25 protein-coding genes are annotated in these 19686 nt (G+C 35.2%); 1 reads left to right on the plus strand and 24 read right to left on the minus strand.

All coding sequences use genetic code 11. The annotated features are described in order from the left end of the window. Positions 1 to 121: 121 nt before the first annotated feature. Together QY331_11000 and QY331_11005 are read right to left on the minus strand one after the other, a co-directional pair. Positions 122 to 550 (minus strand): peptidylprolyl isomerase, encoded by a 429-nt coding sequence (locus QY331_11000; protein ID WKZ68480.1) that lies wholly within the window; start codon positions 548 to 550, stop codon positions 122 to 124. An 84-nt stretch (positions 551 to 634) separates the two neighbouring features. Next, positions 635 to 2458, minus strand: coding sequence for a long-chain fatty acid--CoA ligase (locus QY331_11005; GenBank protein WKZ68481.1), 1824 nt, complete (start codon positions 2456 to 2458; stop codon positions 635 to 637). Between the two features lie 150 nt (positions 2459 to 2608). Here QY331_11005 and QY331_11010 point away from each other — a divergent pair, with 150 nt between their 5' ends. Continuing rightward, positions 2609 to 3223 (plus strand): DedA family protein, encoded by a 615-nt coding sequence (locus tag QY331_11010; protein WKZ68482.1) that lies wholly within the window; start codon positions 2609 to 2611, stop codon positions 3221 to 3223. 43 nt (positions 3224 to 3266) lie between these two features. Here the strand turns inward: QY331_11010 and tkt are convergent, their stop codons facing one another. The 22 genes from tkt to rplO form a co-directional block, all read right to left on the minus strand. Further along, positions 3267 to 5270, minus strand: a complete 2004-nt coding sequence (tkt, locus tag QY331_11015) for a transketolase (protein WKZ68483.1) — start codon at positions 5268 to 5270, stop codon at positions 3267 to 3269. Between the two features lie 13 nt (positions 5271 to 5283). Then, on the minus strand, positions 5284 to 5619 hold the full coding sequence (locus QY331_11020) for a hypothetical protein (GenBank protein WKZ68484.1): 336 nt from the start codon (positions 5617 to 5619) through the stop codon (positions 5284 to 5286). A gap of 95 nt (positions 5620 to 5714) precedes the next feature. Continuing rightward, entirely contained in the window at positions 5715 to 7106 is a 1392-nt protein-coding gene (gene fumC, locus QY331_11025) for a class II fumarate hydratase (protein WKZ68485.1), read from the minus strand. A gap of 72 nt (positions 7107 to 7178) precedes the next feature. Continuing rightward, positions 7179 to 7844: a C40 family peptidase gene (locus QY331_11030; GenBank protein WKZ68486.1), complete on the minus strand. Its 666-nt coding sequence runs from the start codon at positions 7842 to 7844 to the stop codon at positions 7179 to 7181. A 5-nt stretch (positions 7845 to 7849) separates the two neighbouring features. Beyond that, on the minus strand, positions 7850 to 8704 hold the full coding sequence (locus QY331_11035) for a sigma-70 family RNA polymerase sigma factor (protein ID WKZ68487.1): 855 nt from the start codon (positions 8702 to 8704) through the stop codon (positions 7850 to 7852). Between the two features lie 11 nt (positions 8705 to 8715). Then, positions 8716 to 8988 (minus strand): EutN/CcmL family microcompartment protein, encoded by a 273-nt coding sequence (locus QY331_11040; GenBank protein ID WKZ68488.1) that lies wholly within the window; start codon positions 8986 to 8988, stop codon positions 8716 to 8718. Beyond that, positions 8988 to 9287: a EutN/CcmL family microcompartment protein gene (locus QY331_11045; GenBank protein ID WKZ68489.1), complete on the minus strand. Its 300-nt coding sequence runs from the start codon at positions 9285 to 9287 to the stop codon at positions 8988 to 8990. The genes QY331_11040 and QY331_11045 overlap by 1 nt, the downstream gene beginning before the upstream one ends. 8 nt (positions 9288 to 9295) lie before the next feature. After that, the gene (locus QY331_11050; GenBank protein ID WKZ68490.1) at positions 9296 to 9682 is read right to left on the minus strand and encodes a PIN domain-containing protein; all 387 of its coding nucleotides are present in this window, start codon (positions 9680 to 9682) and stop codon (positions 9296 to 9298) included. Next, complete coding sequence (locus QY331_11055) at positions 9679 to 9858, minus strand: hypothetical protein (GenBank protein ID WKZ68491.1); 180 nt, start codon at positions 9856 to 9858, stop codon at positions 9679 to 9681. The genes QY331_11050 and QY331_11055 overlap by 4 nt, the downstream gene beginning before the upstream one ends. A 32-nt stretch (positions 9859 to 9890) precedes the next feature. Next, entirely contained in the window at positions 9891 to 11057 is a 1167-nt protein-coding gene (locus tag QY331_11060; GenBank protein WKZ68492.1) for a phosphopentomutase, read from the minus strand. A 2-nt stretch (positions 11058 to 11059) separates the two neighbouring features. Next, positions 11060 to 12946 (minus strand): GAF domain-containing protein, encoded by a 1887-nt coding sequence (locus tag QY331_11065; GenBank protein ID WKZ68493.1) that lies wholly within the window; start codon positions 12944 to 12946, stop codon positions 11060 to 11062. 68 nt (positions 12947 to 13014) lie between these two features. Further along, positions 13015 to 13596 carry a ribosome biogenesis GTP-binding protein YihA/YsxC gene (gene yihA / locus QY331_11070; protein ID WKZ68494.1) on the minus strand — a complete coding sequence of 194 codons (582 nt, stop codon included), beginning with the start codon at positions 13594 to 13596 and terminating at the stop codon, positions 13015 to 13017. A 63-nt stretch (positions 13597 to 13659) separates the two neighbouring features. After that, on the minus strand, positions 13660 to 14250 hold the full coding sequence (rplQ, locus tag QY331_11075) for a 50S ribosomal protein L17 (GenBank protein ID WKZ68495.1): 591 nt from the start codon (positions 14248 to 14250) through the stop codon (positions 13660 to 13662). 21 nt (positions 14251 to 14271) lie between these two features. Beyond that, on the minus strand, positions 14272 to 15267 hold the full coding sequence (locus tag QY331_11080) for a DNA-directed RNA polymerase subunit alpha (protein WKZ68496.1): 996 nt from the start codon (positions 15265 to 15267) through the stop codon (positions 14272 to 14274). 36 nt (positions 15268 to 15303) lie between these two features. Beyond that, on the minus strand, positions 15304 to 15930 hold the full coding sequence (gene rpsD / locus QY331_11085; protein ID WKZ68497.1) for a 30S ribosomal protein S4: 627 nt from the start codon (positions 15928 to 15930) through the stop codon (positions 15304 to 15306). 14 nt (positions 15931 to 15944) lie between these two features. Next, positions 15945 to 16331: a 30S ribosomal protein S11 gene (rpsK, locus tag QY331_11090; protein WKZ68498.1), complete on the minus strand. Its 387-nt coding sequence runs from the start codon at positions 16329 to 16331 to the stop codon at positions 15945 to 15947. Positions 16332 to 16354: 23 nt separating this feature from the next. Next, positions 16355 to 16738, minus strand: a complete 384-nt coding sequence (gene rpsM, locus QY331_11095; GenBank protein ID WKZ68499.1) for a 30S ribosomal protein S13 — start codon at positions 16736 to 16738, stop codon at positions 16355 to 16357. 17 nt (positions 16739 to 16755) lie between these two features. After that, complete coding sequence (rpmJ, locus tag QY331_11100; protein ID WKZ68500.1) at positions 16756 to 16869, minus strand: 50S ribosomal protein L36; 114 nt, start codon at positions 16867 to 16869, stop codon at positions 16756 to 16758. Positions 16870 to 16884: 15 nt separating this feature from the next. Continuing rightward, entirely contained in the window at positions 16885 to 17103 is a 219-nt protein-coding gene (infA, locus tag QY331_11105) for a translation initiation factor IF-1 (GenBank protein WKZ68501.1), read from the minus strand. A 7-nt stretch (positions 17104 to 17110) separates the two neighbouring features. After that, positions 17111 to 17872 carry a type I methionyl aminopeptidase gene (gene map / locus QY331_11110; GenBank protein WKZ68502.1) on the minus strand — a complete coding sequence of 254 codons (762 nt, stop codon included), beginning with the start codon at positions 17870 to 17872 and terminating at the stop codon, positions 17111 to 17113. A gap of 8 nt (positions 17873 to 17880) precedes the next feature. Continuing rightward, on the minus strand, positions 17881 to 19218 hold the full coding sequence (gene secY / locus QY331_11115; GenBank protein ID WKZ68503.1) for a preprotein translocase subunit SecY: 1338 nt from the start codon (positions 19216 to 19218) through the stop codon (positions 17881 to 17883). After that, positions 19218 to 19679 carry a 50S ribosomal protein L15 gene (gene rplO, locus QY331_11120; GenBank protein ID WKZ68504.1) on the minus strand — a complete coding sequence of 154 codons (462 nt, stop codon included), beginning with the start codon at positions 19677 to 19679 and terminating at the stop codon, positions 19218 to 19220. Before rplO ends, secY begins: the two co-directional genes overlap by 1 nt. Positions 19680 to 19686 lie beyond the last annotated feature (7 nt).

Below are 19686 nucleotides of genomic sequence, written 5' to 3' on the forward strand. Positions count from 1 at the left end.
ATATAAGAAATTTTTAAGAAATTAGATTTGGAATGAAGTGGCTTGTATCGGTATTTTGCAATTAGTGTAGGGAAAGATTCCGGGTCTAACCCGGAATCTAAGGATTATCCCTAACAAATAATTATACTATTTCAACTAATTGTATATCAAAGGTAAGATCTTTACCGGCAAGTGGATGGTTTGCATCTAATTCGATATGTGTGTCAGTCAGGTCCGTAACCGTAACAATTACATTTTGTCCATTATCTTGAGGAAGTTGAAATTTTTGTCCGACTTCAGGGTTAAATTCAGCAGGGAGCTGACTTTTTTCAACTTTTAGAACCATTTCGTCAATTTTTGGTCCATATGCATCTTCACTTGGGATTTCCACGGTAACCGAATCCCCCGTTTTCAGACCAATAACCGCATTTTCAAACCCGGCAATGACTTGTTGCTCACCAATTTGAAATTCAAGAGGTTCTCTCCCTTTTGAAGAATCAAATTCTGATCCATCGTTTAGTTTCCCAGTATAATGTACTTTAACGGTATCACCTTTTTTTGCTTCACTCATCTTTAATTCCTTTTTGATTAAAAAATAAAGCCGTTCAGATTGAACGGCTTTCAAAGGTAAAAAATATATTAAAGAATACCAAAATTATCCCTCAATACCTTTGTACATCTCTTCAATTAAATGAGAATACCTTTCTTCAACTACTTTTCTTTTAATTTTTAATGAAGGAGTCATTTCACCGCCTTCAATCGAGAATGGTTTATCAAGAACTTTGAATTTTCTTACTCTTTCATAATTGGCTAGTTTTTTCTGAAATTCACCAAGTTCTTTTTCAAGTAGTTCATTGATCTGTTTTTTCTCAATTAACTCTTCCGCGGTTTTGTATTGAATTCTATTTGCGTCTGCATATTCTTTTAATGCTTCAAAATCCGGAACAATTAATGCGCTTAAAAACATTCTTCTATCACCAATTAATACAAATTGATCAATATATTTACTTGCAAGAAACATATTTTCGATCGGGGTTGGCGCAATATATTTTCCACCCGAAGTTTTGAAAAGATGTTTTTTACGGTCAGTAATAATTAAGAATCCCTCTGCATCAAACACTCCGATATCACCAGTATGCAGCCAACCATCTTTAATTGTCTCTTCAGTTTCTTTTTTATTTTTGTAATAACCTTGCATTATGTTTGGACCCGCGGCTAATATTTCACCATCCTGTGCAATTTTGACTTCAACTCCGGGCATAGGTTTGCCAACAGAACCGAACTTATAATCGTTCAATCGGTTGGCAGAAATAACGGGAGAAGATTCAGTTAATCCATATCCTTCAATTACAAGTAATCCAACCGATTCAAAAAATTGTCCGAGGTCGCGCGATAATGCAGCACCGCCTGAGATAAAGAATCTTAAATTTCCGCCTGTTCGTTCACGTAATTTTTTATAAACTAATTTATCAGCCAAAGCTCTTTTAACAGCTAGTCCGATCGGGACACCATCTCTGCTCTTTTTAGCATCCATATAATTTCTGCCGACCTCTAATGCCCAGTTAAATATTTTCTGTTTTTTCGCCGGCTGTGATTCAACATTGCGTTTTATTCTACTGTAAATTCTTTCGAAAAGTCTTGGAACTGCAGTCATAATTGTTGGTTTTATCTCGCCCATATTCTGAGCAACTTTTTCTATACTTTCGGCATAACATATCATACCACCACACGAGAATGCAGTGTAATAACCCGCCATTCTTTCAAAGATATGACAGAGGGGTAAGAAAGAAAGGAAAATATCATTTTCATCAATATGGAAAATTTCGTGAGCTGCTTTAACGTTCGAAACAATATTTTTATGAGTCAACATTACACCTTTTGGTTCACCGGTTGTACCGGATGTATAAATAATGGTACACAAATCATCTTCGTTACAAAGTTTGGCACTTTCCTCAAAATGATTAGGATTTTCAGATTTAAATTGAGTGCCTTTATCCAATACATTCTGGAATGAATAAACATCTTGCTCATTCCCAGCATCTTCATTGTTCATTACAATAATAAACTTCAGATTTTTACATTCGTTTCTAATCTTCAATACCTTATTTAACTGAAACTTATTTGAAACAATAATGCCTACCGATTCGGAATTGTTAAGAATAAACTGAATTGTTTCCGAGGTTGAAATGGGATACAAAGGCACATCTATTGCACCAAGACCTAATATTGCCATATCTGAATAAACCCATTCAGGGCGATTCTCTGCAATTATTGCAACTTTATCATTTCTTTTTACACCCAGAGATGCTAATCCATTTGCAAATTTTTCAGTTGTATCAAATAATTGTTGATATGATATATCGGAGTATTCGCTTGTATATTTATATCTCAAAACTGGACGATTTTTACCAACTGCAAACTCCTTTGTAATCTGAAAAAACAATTGCGGAATTGTTTTAAAGTCCTTATAAATAGGCATTCTTCTCTCCTTCAAAGTTAGGGTCTTAATTTACGTGGGTGAGGTAAAAATTGCAATAAAATCCGATTAAAAATATGAATATCCTGTATATGAAATAATTTCTTTAGGGATGATAATTTTAGTATTATTGCGGTTTATTATTCTAAAAAGATGAAATTAATTCGGAAAATATATGACTGGATGCTACACTGGGCCGAAACTCCTTACGGGCCAATAGCTTTATTTATTTTAGCTTTTGCAGAAGCATCCTTCTTCCCGATTCCGCCTGATGCCTTATTAATTGCGTTAGCTTTAGGTGCAAGGACAAAATCGTTTCAGTTCGCAATTAATAGTACAGTCGGTTCAGTATTAGGGGCTTTACTCGGTTACGCTATCGGACATTTTCTTTGGTGGGGTACAGACGATAGTTTTTCCGCAATCGCACTTTTCTTTTTTGATAACATACCGGGTTTTACGCAAGAAATTTTTTATAATGTAAAAAGTCTTTACGACGAATGGAATTTTTGGATAATTTTTACTGCCGGATTCACACCAATTCCCTATAAAGTTTTTACCATATCTGGTGGAGCATTCGAGATTAATCTCATGTTGTTTGTAATAGCCTCAATTATAAGCAGAGCTGCACGTTTCTTTCTTGTTGCTTACTTAATTTGGAGATTCGGACCTCAGATAAAAAGCTTCATCGACAAATATTTTAATTTACTTGCAATCGCTTTTACAGTATTATTGATCGGCGGGTTTGTTTTGATAAAATATCTTATTTAAAAAAAGCGGTTGCAAATCATAGTAATTAACAACCGCGTTAAAATTATTTACCTAATGACGCTTTTGTTCTATTAACTATATTCTCAATACTAAAACCATATTTTTCAAAAATTACTTCAAGCGGTGCAGAAGCCCCAAACTTTTCGATACTGATACACTCTCCGGCGTCACCAACATATTTTTCCCATCCTTGTTTAACACCGGCCTCAATTGATATTCTAACTTTTATATCTTTTGGAATAATAGAATTTTTATATTCATCATCTTGCATCTCAAACAATTCCCAACTAGGAAAACTAACTACTCGAGTTTTTATTCCTTGAGTTTCCAATTTTTCTGAAGCATTTATTGCTAGGTCTACTTCCGAACCTGTTGAGAAAAGAATAGCATCCGGTTTACCTTTGGTATCTTTAATTATATATGCGCCTTTTTTTAATCCCTCAGCCGATGCATATTTATTTCGGTCAATTATTTTAATCTTTTGTCGTGTTAATACTATCGCAACGGGGCCTGATTTATGCTTAATTGCGGCTTGCCATGCATAAGTTGTCTCATTTGCATCGGAAGGACGAATAACAACTAAACCGGGAATTGCTCGAAGCGAAGAAAGATGTTCAACCGGTTGGTGAGTCGGTCCATCTTCTCCTAAGCCAATACTATCGTGAGTGAAAACATATATTGGTCTTATGTGTGAGAGAGATGCGAGTCTAATTGCCGGACGAAGATAATCTGAGAATACTAAAAATGTTGCACCGTAAGGAATCACGCCGCCATAAAGTGCCATGCCGTTAAGTATAGCTGCCATACCAAATTCACGAATACCAAAATTTATATTTCTTCCGTTTCTATTTTCAGCAGAAAAATCTGGATCAGTTTTAATTTTTGTATTAGTAGAAGCAGCCAAATCAGCCGAGCCACCAAATAATGTGGGAAGATTTTCTGCAATTGAATTAATTACTTTTTCAGAACTATTTCGAGTGGCTTGTTTTTCACCATAGTTTTCAAATTTTGGGAGAAGTGACTTCCATTGATCACCAAAATTACCAACCATTACTTTTTGGAATAATTCAGCCTCTGCAGGATATTTCGCTGAATATTCAGTGAATAATTTATTCCATTTTTCTTCTTTAGTAGCACCTTCAGTCTTAAGTAACGCGAAATGTTCCTTTACTTCTTCAGGAATGTAGAAGGTTTTACCTTCCGGCCAATTTAGATTTTTCTTTGTCGCAGCAACTTCTTCATCTCCTAGAGGGGAACCATGAGCAGAGGAAGTATCTTGTTTCTTTGGACTTCCATAACCTATGTGTGTATCTGTTATAATCAAAGCTGGTCTATCTGACTTTTTCGCATTGCTTACAGCTTCCTCTAATTTCTCTAAATCGTTTACGTCTTTTACATGTTGAACGTACCAGCCATAAGCTTCAAATCTCATTGCTGCATTATCCGACATGGAAATCGATGTGCTTCCGTCTATCGTAATTTTATTGTTATCGTAAAAAACAATGAGTTTATTAATTTTATTATGTCCGGCAAATGAAGCGGCTTCATGTGATACACCTTCCATAAGATCACCATCACCGGCAATAACATAAACGTAATTATCCAAAATCTTAAAATTGTCTTTATTAAATTTGGCGCTTAAAAAAGCTTGTGCAGTTGCCATACCGATCGCGTTTGCAAATCCTTGTCCTAATGGACCAGTAGAAGTTTCAACCCCGGGGGTTAATCCATATTCAGGATGACCGGGAGTAATACTTCCCCACTGCCTAAAGTTTTGCAGATCTTCCATCGTCACTTTGTAGCCTGATAAGTGTAGAGAACTATATAGCAGCATACTTCCGTGACCAGCACTTAATACAAATCGATCTCTATTTATCCATTTCGGATTCATTGGATTGTGATTCATAATTTTTCGATAAAGCAAATATGCAATTGGAGCACAACCCATCGGCATTCCCGGATGGCCTGAATTTGCTTTTTGTACACCATCAACAGATAAAAACCTTATTGTGTTAATCGACATGTTTTCGATACTAGTTTGGTTCATTACTTTCTCCATATTAAAATTCTTCACCATAAAATTCACCGTCAACAATTGGTGTAACACATATTAACGGTTTATCAGGTACGTTAAACTCGGTAAATATTTCCTCGAAAAGTCTATAATGCATTCCTTGTTTCTCTAATTTAGCAAAACGACTATAAGGCATGTACTGCCCTTTCTTATCAACCGGTGCTTCAAACAATATTGCTGATTCAAAATCTTCTTTAGCAGATTTTTTTAAAAATATTATCTTTTCTTCATCAGTGCCGGATTGTTTGTATGATAAAGCTTTGAATCCGGTTACAAAATCCTTTTGAATAATTAAATAAATATTTACAATGGTTTCTAGCAATCTTTAATAAATTTATTTTTTAAAAAAGCCGGAAATACCGGCTTTAAATTGTGGAAATACATTTATTCTAGTTTTATTATCTCATAATTCCAAAATTACTTTTTAGGCCCGATCATATTTTCAGGTCTAACTTTTTCATCAAATTCTTTCTCTGTAAGCAATCCTAACGCAACTGCGGCTTCTTTTAAAGTTGAGTTATCGTTAAAAGCTTTCTTTGCTACTTTTGCTGCGTTGTCATAACCGATATGAGGATTTAGTGCAGTAACTAACATCAAAGAGTTACGCAAATTTTTATCAATGTTAACCTCATTTGCTTCAATCCCTACCACACAATGATCTGCAAAACTATCACAAGCATCACCAAGTAATCTGATTGATTGTAAAAGATTGTAGATCATGACAGGTTTGAAAACATTTAATTCAAAATTGCCGCTTGCACCACCAAAGTTTACGGCAACATCATTACCCATAACCTGAGCGCAAACCATTGTCATAGCTTCAGATTGAGTTGGATTTACTTTACCAGGCATAATTGAACTACCTGGTTCATTAGCAGGAAGATTAATTTCACCAATACCGCAACGAGGACCGCTACCAAGCCATCTAACATCGTTAGCAATTTTCATCAGGGAGGCAGCCAATGTTTTCATAACGCCGCTGGCTTCTACAATCGCGTCGTGTGCTGCTAGTGCCTCAAACTTATTAGGTGCTGTTACAAAATCTAATCCGGTTATTTCTGAAATTTTTGCAGCAGATAATTCCGCAAATTTTTCATGAGTATTTAACCCTGTTCCAACTGCGGTCCCACCAAGTGCTAATTCCTTTAATCGTGGCAAACAACTATTAATTCTATTCAAACCATAACTCAATTGTTGTACATAGGCTGAGAACTCTTGACCAAGTGTAAGCGGAACAGCATCCATCAAGTGAGTTCTTCCTATTTTGATTATATTCTTGAATTCTTCTGCTTTAACTTGAAGTGCGTCTCTAAGTTTAGTAACACGAGGAATTAAATGATTAACTATTTGTTCGACTGCTGCAATATGCATAGCTGTAGGAAAAGTATCATTCGAAGATTGAGCTTTGTTAACATCATCATTAGGATGAATAGGTTTTTTACTTCCTAATTCTTCGCCGGCTATTTCAATAGCTCGGTTGGCGATAACTTCATTTGAGTTCATGTTTGTTTGTGTTCCGCTTCCGGTTTGCCAAACTACTAGCGGAAAATGATCATCTAACCTTCCTTCAATAACTTCATCAGCTGCTTTTACAATCAACTCGGCTTTTTCCTTGGTTAACATACCGAGTTCTTGATTTGTTTGAGCGGCAGCTTTCTTTAATATTCCTAAGGCTCTAATTATTTCGCGAGGAAAAGTTTCACCACCAATTTTGAAATTCATTAATGATCTAGCTGTTTGTGCGCCATAATATTTATCAGCCGGAACTTTTACTTCACCCATAGTATCTGTTTCAATTCTGTATTCCATTTGCTCTCCCTGTTTTTTAAGAGATAAATTTAACCGATTTGATGTTGAAATTCAATTTAAAGATATGATAACTCATTTGATTCTGCGGGCACCAACATATCTTTTTTTATAGTATGAACTTTCAAGTGAGGAAACTGTAACACCTAATGATCGGCTGGCGTGTGCAAATAAATTTTCACCTATATAGATACCCACATGCCCGGGGTACGATCGTCGAGTAGTATTAAAGAAAATCAAATCACCAAATGTTAATTCCGATTTGGAGGATATTAATTCACCGATACTAAATTGTTCACTAGAAGTTCGAGGTAATTGAAGTCCAATAGCGGTATCAAATACATGCTGTGTAAATGCAGAGCAGTCAATTCCATTACGATCGACGCCTCCATATTTATACGGAGTTTCAAGATAAGATATAATTTCAAACAATATTTTTTCTCTCGTTGTAAAAGCCGAACTAAGTGATTGCATTCTTTCGTATTTACCAATAAACTCTCGTGTATCAACTGGTACATCCTCAACCGGAATATCATCAAATTCCTCAAGTTCATCTGGAATATTATAAACTGTTGATGTATCCGTATTCTCAGTGGAAGTAAACCTTACCGAGGAAGGTTGTTTTTCTTCTACTTCTTTTGGACGGTTATAACGATCGGATTGTGAGGAGGGTGAACAACCGAATATAAGCCAAGTCAATAACACAACTATTAAGGAAGCGAGATAAAATCTGTATTGCATGGAAACTATCCGAGGTAAGTTCTTAGGTTCTTACTTCTCGAAGCGTGTCTTAATCGTCTTATTGCTTTCTCTTTTATTTGACGAACCCGCTCACGAGTTAAATTGAATTTTTCGCCTATCTCTTCTAATGTTAAACTGTGTTCTGTACCTAAACCAAAATATAATTTGATAACTTCAGCTTCACGTTCCGTTAAAGTTGCGAGAGCACGTTCAACTTCACTCTTAAGTGATTCTGACATTAAGCTAAAATCGGGAGAGGGTTGTTGATCGTTTTCTAACACATCAAGCAGTCTATTTTCTTCACCTTGAGTGAAAGGTGCATCCATAGAAATATGTCTGCCTGAAATTTTCAGAGTATCGGAAACTTCATTAATATCCATTTCCAATTCTTTAGCTAGTTCACTTGCGCTTGGTTCTCTTTCAAATTCTTGTTCTAAGTTACTGTATGCTTTACCGATTTTATTAAGCGCACCGACTCTATTTAATGGAAGTCTTACTATCCTAGATTGCTCGGCAAGAGCTTGTAAAATTGATTGTCTAATCCACCAAACAGCATAAGAAATAAATTTGAATCCGCGGGTTTCATCAAATCTTTTTGCTGCTTTAATTAGTCCTAAGTTACCTTCATTAATAAGGTCACCAAGAGTTAGTCCTTGATTTTGATATTGCTTTGCTACACTAACAACGAATCGTAAATTAGCTTTTACTAGTTTCTCTAAAGCTGATTGGTCACCTTTTTTAATTTTTATTGCAAGTTCAATTTCCTCGTCGGCAGTAAGCAGATCAACTTTACCGATTTCTTGCAAATATTTATCTAACGATTGACTTTCACGATTGGTGAATTGTTTAGTGATCTTCAAAACAACATCTCCTAATTAAGTTCAGAGTTTATTGAATCAACAATCCCAACAATTGAAGCATCAACGGGAGCCATGTCAACAGTTAACGGGATGACAGCTTCACTGGCGGTAATGTAGTACACAATCTCACCAGGTCCGGCACCTATTGTATCTAATGCAACAATTGGCCTACCAATATCTTCTTTTTTCGAGTTAATTGGTTGAACAAATTGCATTTTATAATTTTTCAATGACTCATATTTTCGAGTCGCCCAAATTGTTCCTATTACACGTCCAAGTATCATCAGTTCTTATCTGCTTCAGTTAATTTCTCTTTAACACTTATGTCAAGTTTATCAACAATTGCCATTATAACAGCATCAACGGGTTTATTTTTCGTTATTGCTGTTTGACGCGCTGAACTTCCTTGAGCAGCCAAAATAATCTCACCGACCCCGGCACCAACTGAATCTACAGCTACCACATAATTATTCAGTGGTTTATAATCTAAGTCGAGTTCTCTAACAATCAAAAACTTTGACCCGACAAGATTTTCATCTTTACGGGTTGACCAAACAGTTCCAATTACTTTACCTAACATCATAAGCTACCTCACAAATTTTTCGGGTCAATTATTTCTAATTCGGTATTTGAATATCTATTTATATTTTCTGTAACAACTTTCAGTTTATTTATTTTTGCTGTCACACAGAACAATGCATCTCTTACACTATTTACCTTTTCTGTAAATTCCGAAACCAATAAACTGTAACGCGCATGAAAACCCAAAACAGTAACGGCTTTCATCAATGCATCAACGGAATCTTTTTCAATATTATCGCGAACAGTAAAATATAATTCAGCGGAATTTATAACAGTTGTGAAACAAATTCCAGACTCCATTAATTTTTCGAGGTGGGATTTTTCATTTCCCTTATAAATTAGATGATCAACAAGAACATCGGTGTCAATCAAGTATTCGTTTTTATCTTTACTCAATATACAATCCTAGAAACAAAATCTGTATTATAAAGAGAACTTTTACATTTCAAAAAATCTATCACAATTTCTTCAGGAAGTGATTGAGCTTGGACTATCCTCTTTAGCAAATCTTTATCGATCACTTTTTCGAATCTTTCTTTTGAATTGTTGACCTCACCGGTTTTATTAGACATTGAATAATTCATCTATCCCAATGCGTAAGAATTTAAAACTCATTTAAAAAACTTGTTCCTTCCAAATTGTTATTTACTTTAAAATAATGTGCTATAGTTTGGGCAGCGTCTGAAAATGTCTCCCGAATTCCTAGATTAATCCCTTTAATATTCTTTCTATAAAATAGAACAGGCACATATTCTCTGCTGTGATCGGTACTAGGTGTGGTGGGATCGTTTCCATGATCAGCAGTAATCAGTAATGCATCAGATAAATCTAAAGATTCAGTAAAATTTGGCAGCCAGTCATCAAACTCTTTTAATGCTTTATGAAAACCTTCCGGGTCATTTCTATGCCCGAAATAGACGTCGAAATCAACTAGGTTTGCAAATACAAAGGAATTAGAAACTCTTTTTGAATAATTCAATAACTTTGACATTCCTTCACTGTTAGACTTTGTCTTTTCTACTATATCAATTCCTTTGTAGTTGAACAAGTCATTAATTTTGCCAATACCAACTGTTTGAATTTTATTTTGTTGGAGATAATCTAATATTGTATTAGAAGGTGGATTTAATGAAAAATCTTTTCGATTAGTTGTTCGTTCATAGTTACCTGCTTTTCCGATAAACGGTCTAGCAATAATTCTTCCCACAGCATGCTCATTAATTAAAATTTCTTCACGAGTAATTTTACAAATTTCGTAAAGTCTATCTAACGGAATTATCTCTTCATGAGCGGCAATTTGAAATACCGAATCAGCTGACGTATAAATTATCGGGAAACCGGTTTTAACATGCTCATTGCCAAGTTCTTCAATAATTGCCGTTCCGGAGGCGGGTTTATTCCCAAGTATTCCTTTTAAGTTACATTTCGAAATAAACTTGTCAATTAATTCTTTTGGGAATCCATCAGGGTAATAAGGAAAATCAAAATCCAATTTTAGACCGGCGATTTCCCAATGTCCGCTTGTAGAATCCTTTCCTTTTGATACTTCTTTCATTTTACCAAAGGATGCTATAGATTTTTGTACGGCGGGAACTCCTTTAATTTCTGCTACATTACCTAAACCAAAATTTTGCAGATTCGGTAAATCAAGTCCACCCAACAAATCAGCCATATTACCAAGAGTATTACTTCCTTTATCTCCATATTTATCCGCGTCGGGTAATTCCCCGATCCCAACACCATCTAATATGATTGTAAAAAAATTATTCAAAATTAGTTTATACTTTTTACGGTATTGCCCCCTTTTTCGAGAGCTTTATTGAGTGCAAGTTCAGCATTTTCCAAAACAATTTTCACATCTGTTTTGCCCGAAGCGGAAGCCACTCCAACTGAAACTGTAAATGTAGTCTGTTTTGTTACAACTGCAATAGGTTTGCGTGCAATTTTAATTCTTAACTTCTCCGCCCATAAAAACACATCTTTTGTCGATGCATTAAAGAAATAAACTCCAAAGAGTCGCTCATCCAATCTACCAAGCAGATTAACGGGAGTAATTTCCTCTTTTATAATATTAGCAATAGATTTCAATACTTTTGGGAAAGGGTTACTTTCAAACAATGACTCTTCCTCAATGAACTCGTCAATTTTTATTAATGCTATCGCTCCTTCGGCACCCATCTCGTTTGCTTTTACCAGATCATTTCGTAATTGTGTTATAAACGTTTCTTGATTTAGAGTCTTTGTTTCAATATCAACAGAGAGTAAGCCCTTTAATACTTTTTGAGCTGAAAAAGAATGAACCATAAAAGAAAAGATTTTTGTTGCTTGTTTCATGAAGTGAACGTCTTCCGTTGTATAAAGATTTTTCTTTAATGATTCAAAACAGAGTACACCATAATTCTGATCATCATATATCAGAGGTATAGCCAAAAATGAACCGTCAAAACTTATGTCTTCATTTTTTGAGAATCTAAAATATTCTCCGGTGGAAGTATCATCAATTTTTATCGGCATACCACTTAGAATTGCTTTACCAACCAGTGTACCGCCTAATTCAACTTCAAAATTTTCACCGATATATTTAAGCGTTGTTTTATTTACAATTTTGGAAGTGCGGAATTTTTGATCGGTTGGATCAAAGTACACAAAAACAAATGAATTCCATTGCAGCAAATCTTTAACCGAAGTTTCCATCAAAGCGAAAAGTTCTTTTTCATTAGCAAATTTTTTTTCGATATTGAGAACACTAAGTAATGATTTTAATCTTTGTTCCGCTTGAGATTCGGCAAATTTATCCTCAAAAAGTGAGATTATAATTGAGAGCACTCTTACAAATCTACCTAATGAATAAATGGTTTCGATTCCAAAAGCATCGTGCACTTTTGAATCCAAGGCTAAGACACCGGCTAATGATTTGCCATAAAATAATGGAACACCAACAAAACTTTTTATCCCTTGTTTAGAATTATAATAACGAATAACATCCCTTTCAGCGTTAGGTGTAATATCCGTAAGAAGTTCGGGTTCCTCTTTCTTAACTATTTTGCTTAGAATATCATCTTCAATTTCAAATTTTTGTTCCGTTATAAATTCGGCTGAGCTTGAGACAAACTTCTCTAATGTTAATCTTTCTTTACTTTTGTTGTACCAAAAGAAAATTGATGTATGCGCCATGTAAGCTTCTTTAACAACATTCAGTATTTTTTCTAATACAAATGCGAACTGCTCATCATGACTTACATTTTCAGGAAGTTCCTCCGTAGCAATTTGAGCAAAGTTTTGTTTTAAATCCGATGGCTTAAAGAAATCTCTTGATTTATTATCATGATAGCTGGGAGTATAATTTTCGCTTGTAATTACTTCTATTTTTGATGGTGATAATATTTTAAAATCTTCACCGTCATCAAATTCGTAGTTTTTGTTTTTTGGTTCTGAATCAATTTGTTGATCAGGCTCAGATGGGACTTCATCAAATTTTGTATCAAAGGATTCTTCTCTAACACTATCTCTTAAAAAAATTATGAATCCGACATAAAGCACAAGTACTGCAGCGGAAATAATTTTTAATACTAGATCTTCGGCTAGGAACAGAATTGCAATCAGCACAGGAATAAGTGAGAAGATTAAAATTCGTTTCCTATTTCTTACACTTAATCCCATAATATAGTTTTGTTGTTAAGAAGTTGAAAAAAAGCGATGTATAATAACAAAAGTTCAGCAAAAATTCATTAATAGAATAGCTTATGGAGTCGAGAAACGATTTCTTTTTTACCGGTTCCTTTTACAGCCGAGTGAAGCAAAAGATTGTCCCCGTATGAGGCTTCGGGGAAATAATCTCTTATCTCTGATTTACGTCTAGCAATTTCAGATTGTTTAAGTTTATCAACTTTATTTAATACCAGCGTGTATGGAAGTTGAAGAGAAATCAATAATTCATTCAATAACAGATCTAAATCAGTTGGGTGATGCCGAGCGTCAATCAAATGAAAAATTGTAACTATTTGTCGATCACTCCGAAAATAATTACCAATTAGTTTATGCCATTCTTCTCTTTCTTTTTTTGAAACTTTGGCATAACCGAAACCGGGCAAATCTACAATATAAAATTTATCATCAACGTTATAATAATTAATTAATCTCGTTTTACCTGGATTGGAGCTTGTCAATGCTATATTCTTACGGTTAAATATATTATTAATAAATGAAGACTTTCCGACATTTGATCTTCCCGCCAGCACGATTTCCGGCATAATCAATTTCGGAAGTTGATTCATCAACTTGACGGATTTTATAAAGGTTATATTCATCATATGCAAAAAAAAAGAGTAACCAATGGTTACTCTCTCAATTTAATAAAACTAACAGGAAGTTACTTATTTATCTTCACCTTTGTCTTCTTTATCTGACTTTTTAGATTTTGTTTCTTTTTTAGCTGTGGTTGTTTTTTTCGCACCGGTAGATTTTGCTTTTGTTGTTTTCTTCGGTTTTTCTTTTGTTTCTTCAACTACATCAGCATCAGCAGCTTCTTCCTTCTTAGGTGCTTTTTTAGATTTGGTTGTTTTTGATTCAGCTTTATCCTTAGCTTCTTTCTTTTGAGCATGGATTTCGTTGTAATCAACTAATTCAACAATTGCTAATTCAGCAGCGTCACCTAAACGATGTCCAAGTTTTACAACTCTAGTATAACCACCCGGTCTATCGCCGATCTTTTCAACAATTTCGCCAAAGAGTTCTTTAAGCACTTCTTTATCTTTAATGAACTTTGCAATGTGTCTTCTAGAACCAATATTATCATTCTTTGCTTTAGTAATCAACGGTTCTACAAACTTTTTAGTTTCTTTAGCTTTTGCCACTGTTGTTTTGATTTTCTTGTATCTTAACAACTGTGTAGCTAATTCATTTAAAGTAGCTCGTCTATGACTAGCGGTTCTTCCTAATTTTCTACCTTTAACTCTGTGTCTCATTCTTAAACCTTACGGGATTTATTAGTTTGTTTCAGTTTTTTCGATAATATATTTATCAACGTCCATTCCAAATTCGAGACCGTAGTTTTCAACAATCTCAATTAATTCTGCTAAAGATTTTCTTCCGAAATTTCTGAATTTGAGCATTTCACTTTCGTCTTTTCTTACAAGATCACCAAGAATTTTGATGTTTGCAGCTTTTAAACAATTGTGTGAACGAACACTCAATTCCAAATCATCAACGCTTGTAAGTAGAATCTTTTTGACTCTTTCAGACTCCGCGTCTTTCTCGTTTTCTACTTTATCTTCTTCTTGTGTCATATCAAAATTGATAAACAAATTGATATGATCTCTGAGAATATTAGCCGCACCGCTTAATGCGTCTTCCGGTGTAATTGAACCATCGGTTGTTACTTCGATAGATAATTTTTCAAAATCATTACTTTCACCGATTCGTACGTTTTCAACATCGTATCTAACGTTTTTTATCGGAGTATAAATTGAATCTATTGGAATCAACCCAATTGTTTGATCTTGAATTTTTTGCTCATTACTTGGAACATATCCTTTACCAAACCCAAATCTCAACTCCATTACTAAGTTAGCTTCTTTGTTCAAAGTAGCGATATGAAGATCTGGATTTAGAATTTCGATATCTGCAGAAGCATCTTGAAGATCTTTTGCTTTTAATTCACCATGACCTTTTAGTGATAATTCTAATTTTGTAGCTTTCTTATTGATGATTCTCATTCTAACTTGCTTAAGATTTAGAACGATTTCCGTAACATCTTCAACTATTCCGGGCACCGAAGTAAATTCGTGCAAAACACCTTCTATCTTAACCGCATTAATTGCAGCGCCGGTTAAAGATGATAAGAGAACTCTTCTAAGAGAATTCCCTAAAGTAACACCAAATCCTCTTTCGAGGGGCTGCATAATAAACTTACCATAATTTTCATTTGCTGTTTTTTCGTCAAGTACTAATCCGTCTGGCATCTTTATAAAAGGATAGCTCATTTAGCTCCTCTTCTAATTTAATTCTAAATTTGTGAATTACTTAGAGTACAACTCAACAATTAATTGTTCATTAGCGTTAAGCGGTATCTCTTCACGTGTAGGTAATTGAACAAAAGTACCGGATAGACCTGCTTTATCTATAATTAACCAACTGTATAAATTTTCTTTTGTTCTTCTTAGTGAATCGTGAATTGCATCCAACTTTTTACTTTTATCTCGAACTGATATAACATCGCCGGGAGCGAGTGCATATGATGGAATATCAACAACGTTTCCGTTTACATTAAAGTGTCTATGTTTAACCAATTGTCTGGCAGCTTTTCTAGAAGGAGCGAATCCTAATCTAAAAACAACGTTATCTAATCTTCGTTCAAGAAGTTGGATCAGGTTTTCACCTGTAACACCTTTTTGTCTGTTTGCCCGCTCAAAATAATTTCTGAACTGAGTTTCTAACAAACCATAAATTCTTTTAACTTTCTGTTTTTCTCTTAACTGAACTCCGTACTCTGAGAATTTACCACGGCGGCTTAAACCATGTTCTCCCGGAGGGAAGTTTTTCTTTTCTATTTCACATTTTTCCGAATGACATTTCGATCCTTTGAGAAATAATTTCTGTCGTTCTCTTCTGCACAACTTGCAGCTTGGTCCTGTGTATCTGGCCATTAACTTTCTCCTCGTTATACTCTTCTACGTTTAGGTGGTCTACAACCGTTATGCGGTATTGGCGTAATGTCTTTAATTGCAAGGATTTGCAAACCGGCTGTATTAAGCGCTCTAATTGCAGCTTCACGACCGGAACCGGGTCCTTTTACAAAAACATCAACTCTTCTAAGCCCAAGATCGTGTGCTTCTTTTGCAGCCGCTTCGGCCGTTACTTGCGCAGCAAAAGGTGTGTTCTTACGAGAACCTTTAAAACCATTTTTACCTGCAGACGACCACGAAATCGTGTTACCGTATATATCTGTTAATGTAACGATTACGTTATTAAAAGAAGCTTTGATGTGAGCTACCCCAACCGCGTCAACATGTACTTTCTTTTTCGTTTTTCTTTGAACTTTAGCCAAAACTAAATTCCTCCGTTATTAAATTACTTCTTAGTAGGTGCTTTTTTCTTACCAGCAACAGTTCTTCTTTTACCTTTTCTTGTTCTGGAGTTTGTTCGGGTTCGCTGACCTCTAACAGGAAGTCCTCTTCTATGTCTCAACCCTCGGTAACTACCGATATCCATAAGTCTCTTAATATTTTGTTGAACCTCACTTCGCAGCGCACCTTCAACTTTGAATTCTGCTGTCATTATCGAACGAATTTTTGCAACTTCGCTTTCATCCAGTTCAGAAACTTTTTTGTTAGGATCAACTTGAGCTTTTTCCAAAATATGCAAAGCTGTAACTTGACCGATACCATAGATGTAGGTCAATCCTATATACGCTTTCTTGTTTTTTGGTAAGTCAACACCTGCAATACGAGCCAAACCTAAACCTCCTTATTTTATCCTTGACGTTGTTTGTGTTTTGGATTTTTACAAATTACTCTTACAACGCCTTTTCTTTTTATTACTTTGCAATGTTCACAAATTTTTCTTACTGAAGCACGAACTTTCATTTTATCTCCGAAAAACTATTTATATCTGTACGTAATTCTACCTTTATTCAAATCGTAGGGTGACATTTCAATTGCAACTTTGTCACCAACTAAAATTTTAATAAAGTGCATTCTCATTTTACCCGAAATGTGAGCCAATATCTCATGCCCGTTATCGAGTTTAACTTTAAAATTTGCGTTAGGCAGCGTCTCAGTTACTACACCATCAACTTTTATTGGACCTTGTTTTGCCATTTAATCTTTATACTATTGTTAAAATTTCTGCCTTACCGTCAACTATCGCAACTGAATGCTCAAAATGACATGATGCTGTTCCATCACTTGTTAAAACCGTCCAGCCATCATCAGCTACATAAACCGAAGATTTCCCAAGGTTTATCATCGGTTCAATTGCTATTGTCATTCCATTTTTAATAAGAGCACCGGAACCTGGTCTTCCATAATTTGGGACTTGCGGTTCTTCATGAAGATATTTACCCATTCCATGACCACACAAATCCTTTACAACAGAAAATCCTTCCTTTTCAACATATGATTGAACAGCGTAACCAATATCACCGATTCTATTTCCTACTCGAGCTTGTTCAATGGCCTTATACAATGATTTTTCGGTAACGCCCATAAGTTTCAATTTTTCTGAACTTAGTTCCCCGATAGCAATTGAAATGGCTGCATCACCAAAGTAGCCGTTCTTTTCGACACCAACATCAACTGATAGAATTTCACCGTTTTGTAAAAGTCTATCACTTGGTATTCCGTGAACTACCTCATCATCAATTGAAGAACAAATTGAGCCGGGAAAATCAAAAGAACCGGATTGTGAATAACCTTTGAATGCCGGAATTGCGTCATTACTTCTTATATAATCTTCCGCAATTTTATCTAATTCTAAAGTCGATTTTCCTATTTCAGCGTATCTCTTAACAAGTTGCAATGTTTCTGCAACAATTTTACAACTTTCTCTTATGTAATCAATTTCTTTTTTAGTCTTAATAAGAATCACAACAAAACCTAACCTCTACGACCACGCAATTTTCCGGACTTCATAAATCCATCATAATGTCTCATCAACAAGTGTGATTCAATTTGATTTAGTGTATCAAGTGCAACACCAACCATAATTAATAAACTTGTACCGCCAAAGAACTGCGAGAAACTTCCTGAAACACCAAATCGATTTACAAATGCCGGTAATATCGCAACAATTGCTAAAAAGACAGAACCGGGCAAAGTAATTTTCGTTAAAATATTATCTATAAATTCAGCAGTTTGTTTTCCTGGACGAATACCCGGGACAAAGCCACCTTGTTTTTTCATATTTTCAGCAACGTCCTGCGGATTAAATGCAATAGCAGTATAGAAATATGTAAAGAACACAATCATCAAAGCATATATTGCAGAGTAAGTGAATGAGGTATAAACAAAATAACCGGCTAACGACTGCATAAATTCACTATCAGGGAAAAATGATAATACTGTATTAGGAATAAACATGATTGATTGAGCAAAAATAATAGGCATTACACCAGCCGTATTAACTCGCAATGGGATATATTGTGTCACACCACCATAAACTTTTCTTCCTACCACACGTTTTGCATACTGAACCGGAATTCTTCTAGTACCTTGAGTAACCAAAACAATTCCAGCAATTACCGCAACCATGAAGAAAAGTATTACAATTTCGATAACAATGTTTCTTGTACCAGCAGCAATTAATCTGTATTCATCAATCATAGCGAACGGAAGCATATTAATGATACCGATGAAAATGATAAGCGATATACCGTTGCCAATTCCCTTTTCAGTTATTTGCTCACCCATCCACATCATAAACACAGTACCGGCAACCAAGAACACAACTGCGGTAAAAGTAAATCCAAACCCCGATACTTCAGGTGAAATGATCGGTACACCGTTCGCAGTCATACTTGATAATAAAATTGTAACACTCCAAGCCTGAAGTGCTGAAATTCCTACAGTTCCATATCTTGTTAACTGAGTAATTTTCTTACGACCTTCTTCCCCTTCTCTTTGAAGTTTTTGGAAGTAAGGAACAACTGCACCCAATAACTGAATAATGATGGATGCACTGATATAAGGCATAATTCCTAAAGCAAACACGGCAGCATTAGAAAAAGCTCCACCAACAAATAGATCGTAGAGACCAAATAAGTTATCGGATGTTTGATTAGCCATTGCTTCGGATAACACACGTGCATCAACACCGGGTAATGTTATGTGCGCACCGATTCTGACAATCACTAAAAGAGCCAAGGTGTAAAGAATTCGCTGCCTTAGCTCGTGAATTTTAAAAATATTCCGGAAGGTGTCTTGTAATTTTCCCATTAAACTTTCGTCTCTTTAATAGTTCCACCAGCAGATTCAATTTTTTCTTTAGCCGAAGCACTAAATGCATTAGCTTCAACTTCTAATTTAACTTTTAATTCACCTTGGCCAAGTATCTTGTAAGGTCCAACTTTATTAATAACACCGGCTTTATAAAGAGCAACAGCATCAACTTTACCGTTTTCGAGTTTATTATCATCGGCTAATTTTTGCAGTGTACTTACATTAATCGGTTGATATTCAACTCTAAACCGGTTGGTAAAACCGCGCTTCGGAACTCTTCTTTGAAGCGGCATCTGACCACCTTCAAACCAAGCTCTGTACTTTGCACCAGATCTAGATTTTTGACCATTCATACCTCTCGTAGCTGTACCACCATGGCCGGATCCTTCACCGCGACCTACGCGTTTTCTAGTTTTTCTTGATCCTTCTGCATATTTAAGATTACTTAGAATATCCATTTAATCC

The sequence above is a fragment of the Melioribacteraceae bacterium genome (assembly GCA_030584085.1).
GTDB lineage: Bacteria > Bacteroidota > Ignavibacteria > Ignavibacteriales > Melioribacteraceae > SURF-28.

What these genes read in the sequence shown, in the direction of transcription:
- fumC (WKZ68485.1), bottom strand. Translation starts at nt 7,106, where the DNA reads ATGGAATACAGAATTGAAACAGATACTATGGGTGAAGTAAAAGTTCCG.
- rplQ (WKZ68495.1), bottom strand. Translation starts at nt 14,250, where the DNA reads ATGAGACACAGAGTTAAAGGTAGAAAATTAGGAAGAACCGCTAGTCAT.
- tkt (WKZ68483.1), bottom strand. Translation starts at nt 5,270, where the DNA reads ATGAACCAAACTAGTATCGAAAACATGTCGATTAACACAATAAGGTTT.
- QY331_11005 (WKZ68481.1), bottom strand. Translation starts at nt 2,458, where the DNA reads ATGCCTATTTATAAGGACTTTAAAACAATTCCGCAATTGTTTTTTCAG.
- QY331_11045 (WKZ68489.1), bottom strand. Translation starts at nt 9,287, where the DNA reads ATGATGTTAGGTAAAGTAATTGGAACTGTTTGGTCAACCCGTAAAGAT.
- QY331_11030 (WKZ68486.1), bottom strand. Translation starts at nt 7,844, where the DNA reads ATGCAATACAGATTTTATCTCGCTTCCTTAATAGTTGTGTTATTGACT.
- rplO (WKZ68504.1), bottom strand. Translation starts at nt 19,679, where the DNA reads ATGGATATTCTAAGTAATCTTAAATATGCAGAAGGATCAAGAAAAACT.
- infA (WKZ68501.1), bottom strand. Translation starts at nt 17,103, where the DNA reads ATGGCAAAACAAGGTCCAATAAAAGTTGATGGTGTAGTAACTGAGACG.
- QY331_11065 (WKZ68493.1), bottom strand. Translation starts at nt 12,946, where the DNA reads ATGGGATTAAGTGTAAGAAATAGGAAACGAATTTTAATCTTCTCACTT.
- QY331_11040 (WKZ68488.1), bottom strand. Translation starts at nt 8,988, where the DNA reads ATGATACTTGGACGTGTAATAGGAACAATTTGGGCGACTCGAAAATAT.
- yihA (WKZ68494.1), bottom strand. Translation starts at nt 13,596, where the DNA reads ATGATGAATATAACCTTTATAAAATCCGTCAAGTTGATGAATCAACTT.
- QY331_11055 (WKZ68491.1), bottom strand. Translation starts at nt 9,858, where the DNA reads ATGTCTAATAAAACCGGTGAGGTCAACAATTCAAAAGAAAGATTCGAA.
- QY331_11010 (WKZ68482.1), top strand. Translation starts at nt 2,609, where the DNA reads ATGAAATTAATTCGGAAAATATATGACTGGATGCTACACTGGGCCGAA.
- QY331_11000 (WKZ68480.1), bottom strand. Translation starts at nt 550, where the DNA reads ATGAGTGAAGCAAAAAAAGGTGATACCGTTAAAGTACATTATACTGGG.
- rpsD (WKZ68497.1), bottom strand. Translation starts at nt 15,930, where the DNA reads ATGGCCAGATACACAGGACCAAGCTGCAAGTTGTGCAGAAGAGAACGA.
- QY331_11080 (WKZ68496.1), bottom strand. Translation starts at nt 15,267, where the DNA reads ATGAGCTATCCTTTTATAAAGATGCCAGACGGATTAGTACTTGACGAA.
- rpmJ (WKZ68500.1), bottom strand. Translation starts at nt 16,869, where the DNA reads ATGAAAGTTCGTGCTTCAGTAAGAAAAATTTGTGAACATTGCAAAGTA.
- secY (WKZ68503.1), bottom strand. Translation starts at nt 19,218, where the DNA reads ATGGGAAAATTACAAGACACCTTCCGGAATATTTTTAAAATTCACGAG.